The sequence below is a fragment of the Bradyrhizobium ottawaense genome, assembly GCF_002278135.3.
Classification (GTDB): Bacteria; Pseudomonadota; Alphaproteobacteria; order Rhizobiales; family Xanthobacteraceae; genus Bradyrhizobium; species Bradyrhizobium ottawaense.
Genome location: NZ_CP029425.2, coordinates 7,634,224 through 7,647,755 on the forward strand (window position 1 = coordinate 7,634,224; position 13,532 = coordinate 7,647,755).

The window sequence follows — 13,532 nt, forward strand, 5'->3', positions numbered from 1 at the left end:
GCGCGTCATCCCTGAGCTCTAGTACCCACTTTTCTTGGAACGTGAGTCGTGATTCAAGGTCGGGATGATACCCGAAGCAAGAGAAGTCCACCTTTCGAGGAAAGATCGCAAGGTGCTTGAGGCGTGCTGTCGCTCACCGGTGACGTTGCAGCGCGATTTGAAGCGGGCGCGGATAGTTCTGTTGGCGGCGGATGGGCGCAGCACCCGGTCGATCGCCAAGGAAGTTGGGGTCCAGCCGCGGATTGTCAGCCTTTGGCGGCATCGCTATGCCGACCATGGCCTTGAAGGGCTGCAAGACAAGCCGCGGCCTGGCAAGCAGCCGATCTATACGAAGACGACCGACAAGCGGATTCTGAAGCTGCTGGATAAGCCGCCACCGCAAGGGTTTGCGCGCTGGACCGGCCCCCTGCTGGCCGAGGCGCTGGGCGATGTCGATGTCCAATATGTCTGGCGGTTCCTGCGCAGCCACAAGATTGACCTGGTGGCTCGCAAGTCCTGGTGCGAGAGCAACGACCCGAACTTTACGGCCAAAGCCGCCGATGTTGTCGGCCTCTATGTCGCGCCGCCGGCGAAGGCCATTGTGCTGTGCGTGGACGAGAAGCCCTCGATCCAGGCTTTGGAGCGAGCGCAGGGTTATCTGAAGTTGCCCAATGGCCGCGCCTTAACCGGCCAAAGCCACGATTACAAGCGGCATGGCACCACAACATTGTTTGCGGCGCTCGAAGTCGCCACCGGAAAGATCATCGCGACCCATTCAAAACGCCGGCGCCGCGTCGAGTTTCTCGATTTCATGAACAGCGTCACCGCGACTTTTCCGAACCGCAAGCTTCACGTCATCCTCGACAACCTCAACACCCATAAAAAGAACGAGGACTGGCTCAAGGCCCACCCCAACGTGCAATTTCATTTCACGCCGACAAGTGCGCCATGGCTCAATCAGGTCGAAGTATGGTTTTCCATCTTGCAGGGGCAGTCGCTCAGCGGCACCTCCTTCACGAGCCTCAAGCAGCTTCAGGAACACATCGATGCCTACGTCAACGCATACAACGACAGAGCCGAGCCCTTCGTCTGGACCAAGAAAAAGGTCCGTCAACGCCGTTTCAAAGGCCGCCGTATCACTCAGCTCTGATTCCGGGGACTAGGTTCATTCTCGAGGAGATCCTCAGCACGTGCCTTGGCGTCGTTTTCTCGGGATTATTTTATGTCACCTATTCAAGCGATTAAAGACTGGTACGTGTCCCTGGACAACGAACTTCAATCAGACATCGCGTACATGTTCGTATCTCTGACTCTCGGTGATCGCCAGTTTGCTCCCGCTGCCGCTGTCCGAAGACTGTTGCAATGGTTTGACGTGCGTAGTGAAGGCACGGAACACGAGGATGCTCTAGCAGCCGTTACGTTTCGGGCCTCATTCGAATACATCTTTGCTGAGCGCTTCACGGGCGCCGGGTGGATCTTTCCGGAGCAAACTTTAGAGCTGGCCCCGGTTGTTTGGACAGCGCCCCGCTGGATTTAAGTGGATTCCTGCCGGGTTATGCTGAACGCGGGGCTTTACGATTTTGTCGTTGCGTCGGGAGGGCGTAGCCCGACCAGAGCGACGACAAAATCGTCGGCGACGGTCATGCGGCCATCACCATAGCTTGCGTGCCGAAGTAAGCCTCGTCGGGCGTGCGCCCGTCAAGGCTCGAGTGAGGGCGTCCCTGATTGTAGAAGGCCAGATACTTGGCAATTGACGCTCGCGCCTCGGACACGCTGTCGTAGGCGCGGAGATAAACTTCTTCGTATTTGACCGTGCGCCAGAGCCGCTCGACAAACACGTTGTCGCGCCAGGCGCCCTTGCCATCCATGCTGATGGCGATCTTCGCGTCCAGCAGCACATCGGTGAACTCGAGGCTGGTGAACTGGCTGCCCTGGTCCGTGTTGAAAATCGCGGGCCTGCCGTGCTTCGCCAACGCCTCCTGGACCGCTTCGACGCAGAAGGCCGCCTCCATTGTGATCGAGACGCGATGGGCCAGGACCCGTCGGCTGAACACATCGACGACCGCCGCGAGATAGACGAAGCCACGCCGCATCGGAATGTAGGTGATGTCCATTGCCCACGCATGGTCGGGCCGCTCGATCTTCAATCCGCGCAACAGGTACGGGTAGATCTTGTGACCCGGAGCCGGCTTGCTCGTGTTCGGGCGACGATAGACCGCCTCGATCCCCATGCGCTTCATCAGCGTCGCGATGTGGCGGCGACCGGCGTATACCCCCTCCCGCCGCAGCAACGATCGCAGCATACGCGCTCCCGCGAAGGGATAATCGAGATGCAGCTCATCGAGCCGACGCATCAAGGCAAGGTCCTCGGCCGAAACTGGCCGAGGTTCATAGTAGACCGTGCTGCGAGCCAGCTTCAGGACCTTCGCCTGGCGCACGATAGAAAGATCATGACCGCGGTCGATCATCGCTTTGCGCTCAGCAGGCCCGCCTTGGTGAGCGCGCCGGACAAAAAATCGTTTTCCAACGCCAGCTCGCCGATCTTGGCATGCAACGCCTTCAAATCGACCGGCGTCTCGGCCGATGTCTTGTCATGCCCAAACACGCCGGCGGCGCCTTCCAGGAGCTGGTTTTTCCAGATCGTGATCTGGTTCGGATGAACATCAAACAGTTGCGCCAGCTCCGCCAGTGTCTTGTCTCCTTTGACCGCAGCCAAAGCAACCTTCGCCTTGAATGCCGGAGAATGCGTCCGGCGGCTCTTCTTCGTCATCTTCGCTCCTGATTCGCAGCAAGAATCCTCGCCGCTGTCAGGCAGAAAATCCACTCAAGCTACTGTCCGAATTTGCGGGGCCAGCTCTCTTTCAAGGACGTGATCCGCGAGGCTGCTGAAGGTAAAGAGGCAAGCAAGATTGCAACGAGCGCATTCCGGTTACTGCGGAGCCTTCCGGACCGGAGAACGAAATGGAAAGAGGCAGGTGAGAACTGGAATGCCCTAGTCAACTCGACAATCAACGATGATGCGTTGAGGCAGTGGACACAAGATCAGTTCCTGGCGAGCGACTACGGGCCGGCGCAAGACTGAAAAAGCTCCTCACCTCCCGCAATCCTCGCGACGGTGCACTTGCCAGGCGATTCTGGCGCCATCGATGTTAGAACCTCCATCCTCAAACTTGCTTTGTTTGAGTAGGAGTCAAGCGCAAATGCTGTTCGGCTCTTCGCTCCGCGCAGCAATACCGTGTTCGGCAAGTCGTCTCGATATGAACTGGAGAGGTGAAGCCTATGCGACGTTGTTACCCCATCAGCTCTTTTGCTGGAATCGCGGACTGAGACGAGGCATAGGCGCCTGAAATGAGCTTGTAACAACAACATGCCCTTTTCTCGAGGCACTTGGGTTCATCAATCTCCAAGACACCGCGCATCTTGCGGATCAGCCCTCGTTCTTCGAATCGGCTTAGAGTCTGCGTTACCCCAGCGCGACGAAGTCCCAAGACAGACGAAAGGTAGTCATGGGTAACTGGCAGCACACAAACGTCAGCAGCATCACTCGCCAAACAAAGCCAGCTCGCGAGCCTCTGTTCACGATCGTGCCGAACCCCGCACAATCCTGTCTGAACGCACTGAAATGTCAGCGCTTAAACGTACTCAAAGAGATGCTCTCGGATCTCAGGACGCTCTTCTACTAGCCGGCGCAATTCCTCAACACGGATCCTGTGCGCGCTTCCGGGAAAGAGCACCACAGATTGATGCGTCGAAAGATGTCCTCCGCACAAGAACGAAGCACCGACAACACCCCGATATCCTATGACGGCCGTTTCAAGCACGCTCCCCGCCGCGACAACCCTTAGCGAGACGAGGCCCGACTCCACGAAGTAGACGTGCTCTGCATGCCTTTTCGGCTCTTGCAGAACCATACGCTCTTTCAGGACGATCGGCTCAAGGCACTCCCCCAATGCCGCGAGGCCGTCCGGAGAAATTCTGGACAGGATAGCATTTCTGACAGGGGGCCGCGTATTAGGACGCAGGCTATCGAGCCGACGAAGCGTCGGCTGTGTGCCGGTAACTCCTGCGAGAGCGGGGTCACCCGAGCTGTCCCGCGGTTCAAGGACGGCTGGCACCCGATTGGTCATAGTGCAGTCCGTCTCACAGCGTGGATATCTGCTGGAAACGTAGCCAAATACCCATACGGATTCCTGCAATGTGCAGCGCGTTGAGCACAAATCCGGCCTTAAGACGGCGTCTTTGACGAATTTCAACGCCTGACGGGGACCGACCGGGGTGTGGAGCAACTCGCCTTGGACTCGTCGGCGCCGGAACGCCGTCAGACCAGCGCGCCACGCTGTTACCGCCTGGCCGGGGATTGCGAAGTCCGTTGCGTGAGACGAACACAGCACCACTAAGGCAACCGCGCCTCGCCAGAGAACATTTCAGATGTCAGGCGAGAGTTTAGTCATGCTCCCTCTATGCCGAAATTCATTGTGACCCACACGAGTTTTGCACTGATGATCTCAAGACAATTAATCAACCTTTTCAACCGCTGATGCCATGAGGGAGCACCGTTTGTCTCGCCGCAGGGACACCTGGCGACGACTGGCAGTCCCCTCGCACCGCCAAAGCGCAAACATGCTGCGTGGACACAGCCGGCCGCCTGCCTCGCGTCAGTTTTCCTCTAATAATGATTGGAACCGAGGCGCAAAATAAAGATCAATCTGTCATAAGTGTCGCTAGTCCCGGGCTCCGGCGGTCCGCGGTAAGGTCGCATTTTTATAGAATTTAGCTTCAGTGAGGTCGGAATGAGAGAAAGGCTAATACCTTCACGCACAGGCAAGTTCGGTTTTCAGATGATAGCCGCAATAGTGGGAGGGCTCCTCGCTGGAGCCGCTCTAGGCGCCTCCCCCTATGTAATTTCGCAAAAGGACCGAGAATTCAGACCCCAAGAAATCGTAATAAAGCGCGGCGAGACCCTACGGTTTATCAACGATGACGGTGAGCTCATGCACCACACCTATTTGAGCTCAGACACCTTCGAGTTCGATTCTGGCGATCAACAGCCAGGCAGCCAATTCGACGTCGTCTTTTCTGTGGCTGGTGATTACACTGTGTTGTGCGGCATTCATCCCAAGATGAAGCTTGGCGTGCACGTCAAAAAGTAGGGCCCTACAGAATTGAGGTGTTGAAGATCGCTGCATGACCGACATAGTAGGCGAACAGCGTAACCGTCAACGCCGCACATAGTCCGGCCGGAGCGAGCCAGGGAGCGCGATAGTCGGCTTCCCTCGGCTGATTATCGGAAAGTATCGCGACCAGTACGACGATGATCGCCGAGTGCCCGATCACATCAAGCTTGCCAAATTCGAAGCACGCGCTGATGAACATTCCAAGCAGTATGGCAGCCGCAACGCGCCGGACCAAGGGCGTCCAAGCTAGGGCAAACGCGAGCGTGAATTCGATCATGCCAGCGGCGCGCATATAGAACTCACTATCGAGCCTGAGCGTCATGCCGGGGTGCTCGATCAGAAGTGGGAAGCTCCATTCCGGGTAGGCCCACTTTTCCACCGAAGCCCACATCAACGTGACGGCGGTTGCGTAGCGCACGACATCGAGTGGCGGAACGCCGAACAGATCTTTTTGCAAGCCAGCGAGGGCGAGGTAGGCCGCAAGGCCCAAAAAGATCGGATAATCGGCCAGATGAAACGTGCCGTAACCTCGAACGGCGAGCCCGAACAGAACGACAATTCCCGCCGCGGAGAAGGGCATCGTGCGGCGCGACAGCAGGCCTGCTGCGATGGCGAGTTGCAAAGGCCCAACCATTGACGAAGTCGTTTTCAATTCCGGGGTCAGCAAGATACCGCCCACCGCCCAAAGCGAGATGAAGAAAAATCCGCAGACAGCCCGGATGATTTCCTCAGTGTGTAGTCGCAATCCGTCCGTGAAGCGGTTGAGGGAGCGGGCCGCCAGCTCACCCAAAGACGTCCGTTCAACCATGCAGCCGGAAAAAAACCAGAGCAGGGCAAGAGCCAACAGCAGTTCAAAATCCTGGCACAGTACGTTTTCGAGGCTTCGGGGCTGGCCGGCAGCGTCATAGGCACAGAACCATTTGACATGGGCACTGGCACCTTGTGTTCCCAAGAACCAGAAAGAAAGTGCCACGATGGACCTTGCAAAAAGGGAGCTTCTCCGGAATGCCGCAAAGGCATCCCGCGTCGGAGACCTGAACATAAAAAACCACCCCTTTTGGAAAAGCGCCCGCCTCTGACGATTTGTTCAACTTAGCACAAATCTTAAGGATGTGACGGCGCTCGCATCCGAAGGTTGTTTGCTGGGTTAATGGGCACACGCCGGCAAGGATTTGTGCGGCGAGACTATCGCGCACGTCCCTTCAATTTTACAGATTTTGACGACGGGCCTTCAATGCAAGTGTCGTACTGAATGTCAGACAAAAAACGGATGTCCGGAGTAGTCCATGTTTGGTGCGTTTCGTACGAAGAGTGTGCCCGTCGGCTCGGCGCTGGCCCGCACCGCGATGCGGCTCACAGCATGCAGTGAAACCCTGGAGACGTGGGCGGGCGGTTTCCTCATCCTCGTGTTGGGCTTGCTGGGAGCGGCATTGCCGCACTTCCCCTGAGAGCCTCCCCGACCGCGCGATCGGGGTACCGGTCATCGCGCCAACCTGGGAAAAGTCGTATCCGTCGAGGATGCGGTGAGCGTCTGAAGAAAAGCGATCAGATCCGCCTTTTCGCTTTCCGTAAGAGATAGAGGCTTTATTGAAGGCGAGCGGCTCGGACGGTCAATCCCACCCTTGTCATAGAGTTCGATGACCTCTTCGAGGGTTGCGACCGATCCATCATGCATGTAGGGAGCACGCCGCGCGACATCGCGCAGTGTCGGCGTTTTGAATGCGTACCGCAGCTTTTGCGACGTCGGAAAAAGCCGACCGCGTCCAACGTCGTCGTTCCTTGCGACCCCAATATCGTGAAACGATCCGTCAGTGAACGATGGTCCACTGTGGCAGTTTGAGCAATGGGCTTTGCCGTTGAAAATCTCAAAGCCGCGTTTTGCCGCGGCGCTGACGGATGTCGCGTCTCCCATGATCCACCGGTCGAATGGCGCTTCGCCAGCCACGATGGTTCGTTCAAAAGTCGCCAACGCGGCTTCGATCCAGGGTCGCGTGATCGCACCGTCCCCGAATGCGGCTGCGAATGCATCAGCATAGGCCGGGATAGCGGAGAGACGCGCGATCAATTCTGATTCCGTCAAATTCATGTTGGCCCGGCCTGTGATCGGCCCGAACGTGACGGCTTCGAGAGTCTTGAATTTGCCGTCCCACCCCAACGGTTCGGTGAACGCCACGTCGATCAGGGTCGGCGCACGCAATGGCAGGCCGCTGGGATCCTCGCCGACCGCACGCGCGAGGCCATCACCCCAGGAAAGCGACGGATTGTGGCACGTCGCGCAGGAACGGGTGTGGGACTTCGAGAGCAGCGCATCGAAGAAGAGTCTTTCCCCGAGAGCAGCTTTCGGCACCGTGTAGGGATTACGATCGGGAAAAGGGATCGCCGCCGGCCGACGATAGCTGGCGCGCGCCGTGGCATCCGCTGATGTCTCCGCCGCTGCCGAGGCAAAAGGTTGGCCCAGCGGAAAAAGGGCCGCGAGCAAAGCTAAGCTGACCCAGATCCTCATCGGCTCCTCGACGATATAGTGCTCCTATATATGGCAACCCCGGAAAAAAAGCCTTAATAGCAAGTATCGGATGCTGCCGATTAATCGAAATCTCCTTCAGAGAACCCTTGCGCCTCCATGACTGGGGCGCGCCAACAATTGATGAAGTGGGCCCGTGTGACATTATAATGGAAGCCCTCGATGAGTTTCATTTCAGAGCGCTCAACAAAACCGTAGGCAGGAGCTGCGGCGCGCCCGACGATCGGAACCTTTGTGGCTCGGTTGCTAACATGTCGACGCACCATGTGGATCCTGAACGCATTGAAACCCAACGGCGAGAGCGAACTCAGGACCGAACAACACTCAGGAAAGTCCTGGTTCGTCTTAGCCGGTCATCGCACCGCTTAAATGACGTCTCGCGAGGCCGCCTCTCAGATTCAGGATCGTTGATGCTATCTCGTCGTCCGTTAAGAAGCCGGATTGATCGAGGCTGGCCGGGCGAGCGTGCGCCATAGCTGGGCCAGGAACAGGCACAAGAGATATCTCAGCCAGGCGAGGATGCGGCGGAAGTTGTGTCCGACGGCTGAGAGGACGACGTTGGCGGCATCGCCGGCGCGGCCTTTGAGGTAGCAGCGCCCGAGGTGGCCTTCCGCCTTCAGGTGTCCGATGATGGGCTCGATGGCGGAGCGGCGGCGCAGCTCGCGCTTGATGACACCGAAAACGCCGCGCTTCTGGCCGGAGATGAAGACGCGACGGGGATTTTGTGCGTCGTGGCCGCGGTATCCCTTGTCGACATAGGCCCGCTCGATCGGACAGCCGGTGAGTGTCTCGGTGCGGTCAATGACGTCCCGCAAGGTGTGACCGTCGTAGGGGTTGTCGGGCAGTGCGCTGGCGTGCAGCACGAACAGGCCACCGGGAGCCCGGCGGTTGTTGGTGACGATGGAGGCCTTCACGCCGAACTCGTAAGGCGCGCTGGCCTTGCCCTTGCCGATGCACTCCACTTCCGGGGCATGGAAGGAATAGAGCTTCCAGCCGCGCTGGCGCTGCTGCTGCGAGCGGATCTGCGTGGCCCGGCCGAGCGGGAGGGCGAACGCCTGCTCCAGTGCTGGCTGGCCTTCGATCTTGCGGCGGATGTCGCGGATGATCCGGCCCAGCCGGCTACGCAGGATACGCAACTGCCGCTGATGCCGCCTGAACTGTTTGGCATGGGCGTAGCGGCCGGCCATCATCGCGGCGGCCTTGGCGATGCGAGCATAGGATTGCCGCAGCCTGACGCCGTGCCTGATCGCCAGGCGGTTGAGCCCCTTGATGGCCGCATGCAGCAGCTTGGCATCGGTCGGAAAGGTGATGGCCTTCGGCTGCACCGTGGTGTCGACCGTAACCCGCTTGAGGTCCTGGCTGCGTAATGCACCGGCCTCGTGCGCTACCCGCAAGCTCTCGGCCAGCAGCAACTCCAGCTTGTCGCCAAGCCGCTTGCGCCAATGGCTCAGGTCCGAGCGCTCGTGCGGGAACGTGTGCTGAAAGAACTCTTCCCCGGTGAAGAACTGGAAGTATGGGTCATGGACCCAGCGCTCGCACACCTCCTCATCGGACAGCCCGTAAATGTGCTTGAGCAACAGCAGACCGATCATGAAGCGCGTCTCGATCCCGGGCCTGCCGTTCTCGCTGTAGAGCGGCGCGATCTCGCCGTCGATCCAGTCCCAATCGACCTTGCCGGCGAGCAGAACCAGCTCGTGCTTCATATTGATGATCTGGTCGAGCCGAGCCCGGAACAGATCGTTCGATCCCGTCGTCTTGTGCTTCTTCGGCCGCATCGTTCCCTCCGATGCAGACAAGGAATCATGCTTCCCGCTTCGAGGGAATCCACGAAAACCAAATCGCAAGGTTCTGACGCCCAAAGCATCAAAACCTTGCAATCTGGAAATGCCCCTTAGCCCAAATCGAGATTCCCGATCAGTGGCTTAGTCCTTCTTCACGGACGACTATCTCGGTAGCAGGGACCGGGCGGCTGAATAGGAATCCCTGCGCCTCGTTGCACCCTTCCGCCCTTATTTGATCCAACTGTTCAATCGTCTCGACCCCCTCCGCCGTTATTGTTATGCCAAGGCTTTTTCCAAGGCTGGTAATGGCTCTTACGATTAATTTAGATCCATTTGTCGCTGTTGCATCACGGACGAATGACTGATCGATCTTGAGCTTGTCAAAGGGGAAGCTGCGCAGATAGCTCAGCGAGGAGTATCCAGTACCAAAATCATCTAAGGCGATGCTCAGCCCCTGCGCCTTCAGCTTGTGCAGTGTTGCAACCGTCTCGGCGCTGTTTCCAAGGAGAACAGACTCCGTGATTTCCAATTCGAGCCGGTGCGGGGCCAGCGTTGAAGCATCAAGCGCGTTGGCGATAACCTCTGCAAATCTTGGATCCCGAATCTGAGTCGCCGAGACATTGACGGCAATCTTGAGCTCGCTCGGCCAACCGGCCGCCTGCTCGCAGGCGCGGTTGAGAACCCACTCACCCAGTGGAGTGATGAGACCGATGTCTTCTGCAATGGGAATAAATTGGTCGGGTGGCACCAGGCCACGCTTCGGATGAGGCCAGCGCAATAATGCTTCGAAGCCGCTGATCCGGTCCATCCGCAGGTCATAAATGGGTTGATAGAACAGAGTGAACTCGTCCTTGTCCATGGCCTCGCGAAGATCGAGTTCGAGCGCGCGGCGGCTCTGCAAACTTGCGTCCATCGCCGGCTCGAAAAACCGCCATGTTCCCGTGCCCCCGGCCTTGGATCGGTACAAGGCCATGTCCGCATTTTTCAGGAGCATTTCCCGTGTCATGCCGTCACCGGGCGCGAGCGCAATTCCGACGCTGCACCCGACGATAACGCGATGCCCATTTAGCTCATAAGGAGCTCCGATACATTCCACCACGCGGCGGGCGAGACGTTCGGCGTCTGCAGCGTTTTGGACATCAGATTGTATGATCGCAAACTCATCGCCCCCCAACCGGGCGACGGTATCAATCTCGCGGACACACGCGCTCAGTCGGTCGGCGACCGCGCAAAGCAACCCATCACCCACCGGGTGGCCCAAGGTGTCATTGATCTGTTTGAAATTATCCAGATCCAGGCAGAACACCGCAAAGCCGGAACCCCGGCCGGCCTCCGCGACGGCGTGTTCAATGCGCTCGGCGAACAATGTGCGGTTAGGTAGTCGGGTCAGATCATCATGCCGCGCCATGAAGGTAATCTGAGATTGGGCTCTCTGTTGTTCGGTCACATCTTCGCAACTGACGAGTAAGCCGCCATCAGAAGTGGAGCGATGGCCAATAGAGATGACGCGTCCGTCGTTAAGGCGCTGGAGGTAGTTGCCGCTCTCGTGGCGAGGCAAAATTTTCTCCCGCTCCGCCAGCAGATCGGGTACCGTCTGGCCGCCATGACTTCCAGCCGCAACACTCAGACCCACTTCCTCGAAAGTCATGCCCGGAGCAACGAGCTCAGGCGAAAGATCAAAGATCTCACAGAAGCGTCGGTTTACGACCTGCAGCCGTGCCTCGCTATCGTAGAGGCAGAGGCCCTGAGACATGTGTGACAGCGCCGCATCCAGTCTCAGATTCGTCGCATGCAACTCGGCTTCCTGACGCTTCAAGCTGGTGATATCGCTATAAACGAGGATAACACCCCCCTCTTGGGTCGGACTGCGGCTAACTCGCAGCCACCGTCCATCTGGGAGTCGGGCTTCGCTCGCCGATCCTTCGACGTCGCGAGACACCTTTCGTTGCGTGATTTCGGCTCCGGTTGATTCATCGCTTGGCACCTGCTCTACTCGAAAAGGATCCGGATGAACAAGCTGCGAAGAGCAGCCGATGAATTCGCTGGCTCGGGAATTGACCAATGCTATCTGTCCGCTCGCGTCCAGGAGCACGATGCCTTCTCGAGAATTTTCAAGCGCATCGGAAAGCCGCGCTTGCGCGGAGCGACGTTGCGCCACCTCTCGGTCGACCATCTTCCTGATGTTGTCCCGCATCTTCCTCATGGCCGCGAGTAGCGAACCCAACTCGTCACTGCTGCCTCTGGGAATGTCCGCGTTCAAGTCGCCATCGGCAATACTCCTTGCCGCTTTCGACGCAATGGCGACAGGCCCGATAATCCGCCGTGCCAGCAACCACGAAAAAAGCCCGGACAGAAGGAGCGCAACGGTCAGCGCCACCACATTCAGTTGCAGATCCCGTTTGATCGCGGCAAGGGCTCGCTGACGGAATAGAAAACCATCCCCGGCCGTATAGTTCACCAGCAATTCAATCTGCTGATTTACGACGTTTGAGAGCTGGTCAACGTCGTCGATTTCCCGAGCGCTCGCTTCATTATTCCCGGTGCCATCAGCTTGAAAGCGACGGCGATGAATCGCGACCCAGGCGTTTGCAGCTTCTTTAGCTTTGGCGGCTGCCTTCGCAGCTCGCGCTGATTGCGACCTTTCAGCTGCAATAGTGACATCTTCCGAAAGCGTCTTCGCCAGCTTGTCGATTTCATCATCTAGTCGAGGACGGGCCGACGGCTGCCTTGTGACGTGTGAAGATGCCACGCGCATCGCGGCAAAATCGGCACCAGCCGCACGTGCGTAGTTGATCGACATCAAGGACTCATCGAAAGTCCGCGCAACCAGGTCGCCTGCGTGCCGGATACCAAGGACGGAATACCCTCCGAGGCTCACTGCGATCGCGCTCATCGCAAGACAAAAGCACAAGATTGCAATTCGGATCGACCCTCGAGCCGAGACAAAGCGGGAGAAACAGGCCGTCACGGACTGAAATGCCTCAAGGACCACTTTCGATTGATTGGCAAATCTGCCGACGACCAAAAGACTCATCCAGGTGTCTTTCGCTAAAACAAGAATTTCCGAGCAGCAGCATCGAGACGATCCGTTCACCCCCTCGCCGCACCGATTCTCAAGTTCCGCCGAATTCAGAGGACTAGCTCGCCTCTGACTAGAGCCGTTCTTGCACATGCGGTGGAGAGAAGAGGCCGCCAAGGGAGGCGGCTTTTGATTATTTCAGAGAGCTGCTGATCGAAGCGAATTTCGTATTGAGTTTAGTGCCTAGCCCATTCACGACCGCGATGATTGCAAGCGAAATACCCGCCGCTATCAGCCCATATTCTATGGCAGTAGCCCCGGACTCATCGCGTAAAAAGTGTACTAGCGTTTTCACGGTGCGTGCCCTTCTAAGATCTAACGCTCGGGATTTACCGGCAATTTGTTAAAGCCGGCAGAATCTCATTCGAGAATCCGTTTGGTGTGGCGCCAAAACTTTGTACGGAACGTACAAATACGCGCACACTTTGCAAAGTCGCGGTGAACCTCTCGTCGTCCAGTTACTAGTCTCAGGCGGGTGCAGGTGGCGATCTCGGCGTTGGCGATCGACATCTCGCCCGAGGAGTATCGCGCCGAACACGGCCGCGCGGTCGGATGCCCGGTCGAGGATAGGCCCCCTGCTGGCCTTCTAAGGATTTCCCGCAGAGTATCGGGATCATCGTGTGCTCTCACAATATCTCCTGGAGAACGGTTCGGGATAGTTCGGCAGTGGCCATAAACCTGCACGCTAGGGTTTGGGCTCCGCCTACCTGCATGACCCGTCACCCCCGCATGGTTGACGGAACACTCGATCAACCGTCCTCGTTGAACTGCTGCCGTGGAAAGCTGGGGAAATCTTGTCAGAGCTGCGATCCGCTTTATGATGGCACATGTTGGTCGCCGAAGCGTCGACTTCATCGAGGAAGTGAACTTCTCTTATCGCCAGCTTCCGCAATCGCGACAACGTTTCTCAGCTTGGCTACATCGATCCGACAAGTGCTTCCCCAATCTGCCACTCCGTCTTTACAGATCGAGACCAGCTTTGATGGAGTGATCAGTAC

At 57.8% G+C, this 13,532-nt stretch carries 11 protein-coding genes; 4 read left to right on the plus strand and 7 right to left on the minus strand.

Annotated features, from left to right (window positions below):
• Nucleotides 1-64 precede the first annotated feature (64 nt).
• Together CIT37_RS35730 and CIT37_RS35735 are read left to right on the plus strand one after the other, a co-directional pair.
• A complete protein-coding gene (locus tag CIT37_RS35730; protein WP_039156390.1) occupies nucleotides 65-1,129 on the plus strand; it encodes an IS630-like element ISRj1 family transposase in 1,065 nt (354 codons plus the stop codon).
• Between the two features lie 72 nt (nucleotides 1,130-1,201).
• Nucleotides 1,202-1,516 (plus strand): hypothetical protein, encoded by a 315-nt coding sequence (locus CIT37_RS35735; RefSeq protein WP_334262531.1) that lies wholly within the window; start codon nucleotides 1,202-1,204, stop codon nucleotides 1,514-1,516.
• A 103-nt stretch (nucleotides 1,517-1,619) separates the two neighbouring features.
• Here the strand turns inward: CIT37_RS35735 and CIT37_RS35740 are convergent.
• Both CIT37_RS35740 and CIT37_RS35745 read right to left on the minus strand, forming a co-directional pair.
• Nucleotides 1,620-2,749 (minus strand): IS3-like element ISRj2 family transposase gene (locus CIT37_RS35740; protein ID WP_109866565.1). Its coding sequence is split into 2 segments (ribosomal slippage): nucleotides 1,620-2,497 and nucleotides 2,497-2,749, totalling 1,131 coding nucleotides; the frame shifts between segments, so codons are not numbered across the junction.
• A gap of 520 nt (nucleotides 2,750-3,269) precedes the next feature.
• Complete coding sequence (locus CIT37_RS35745; RefSeq protein ID WP_244611382.1) at nucleotides 3,270-3,503, minus strand: helix-turn-helix domain-containing protein; 234 nt, start codon at nucleotides 3,501-3,503, stop codon at nucleotides 3,270-3,272.
• Nucleotides 3,504-4,769: 1,266 nt separating this feature from the next.
• On the opposite strand from CIT37_RS35745, the gene CIT37_RS35750 reads away from it, so the two are divergent.
• On the plus strand, nucleotides 4,770-5,129 hold the full coding sequence (locus tag CIT37_RS35750; protein WP_011084371.1) for a methylamine utilization protein: 360 nt from the start codon (nucleotides 4,770-4,772) through the stop codon (nucleotides 5,127-5,129).
• A 4-nt stretch (nucleotides 5,130-5,133) separates the two neighbouring features.
• Here CIT37_RS35750 and CIT37_RS35755 read toward each other — a convergent pair whose 3' ends face one another.
• The gene (locus CIT37_RS35755; RefSeq protein WP_050995610.1) at nucleotides 5,134-6,126 is read right to left on the minus strand and encodes a hypothetical protein; all 993 of its coding nucleotides are present in this window, start codon (nucleotides 6,124-6,126) and stop codon (nucleotides 5,134-5,136) included.
• A gap of 313 nt (nucleotides 6,127-6,439) precedes the next feature.
• On the opposite strand from CIT37_RS35755, the gene CIT37_RS35760 reads away from it, so the two are divergent.
• On the plus strand, nucleotides 6,440-6,601 hold the full coding sequence (locus tag CIT37_RS35760; RefSeq protein WP_154694119.1) for a hypothetical protein: 162 nt from the start codon (nucleotides 6,440-6,442) through the stop codon (nucleotides 6,599-6,601).
• A gap of 32 nt (nucleotides 6,602-6,633) precedes the next feature.
• Here the strand turns inward: CIT37_RS35760 and CIT37_RS35765 are convergent, their stop codons facing one another.
• The 4 genes from CIT37_RS35765 to CIT37_RS35780 form a co-directional block, all read right to left on the minus strand.
• Nucleotides 6,634-7,656 carry a cytochrome-c peroxidase gene (locus CIT37_RS35765; protein WP_028142008.1) on the minus strand — a complete coding sequence of 341 codons (1,023 nt, stop codon included), beginning with the start codon at nucleotides 7,654-7,656 and terminating at the stop codon, nucleotides 6,634-6,636.
• Nucleotides 7,657-8,102: 446 nt separating this feature from the next.
• A complete protein-coding gene (locus CIT37_RS35770) occupies nucleotides 8,103-9,449 on the minus strand; it encodes an IS5-like element ISBj5_B family transposase (RefSeq protein WP_011084757.1) in 1,347 nt (448 codons plus the stop codon).
• Between the two features lie 139 nt (nucleotides 9,450-9,588).
• Entirely contained in the window at nucleotides 9,589-12,255 is a 2,667-nt protein-coding gene (locus CIT37_RS35775) for an EAL domain-containing protein (protein ID WP_244611328.1), read from the minus strand.
• A 412-nt stretch (nucleotides 12,256-12,667) separates the two neighbouring features.
• Nucleotides 12,668-12,829, minus strand: a complete 162-nt coding sequence (locus CIT37_RS35780) for a Flp family type IVb pilin (protein WP_011084366.1) — start codon at nucleotides 12,827-12,829, stop codon at nucleotides 12,668-12,670.
• Nucleotides 12,830-13,532: the final 703 nt, after the last annotated feature.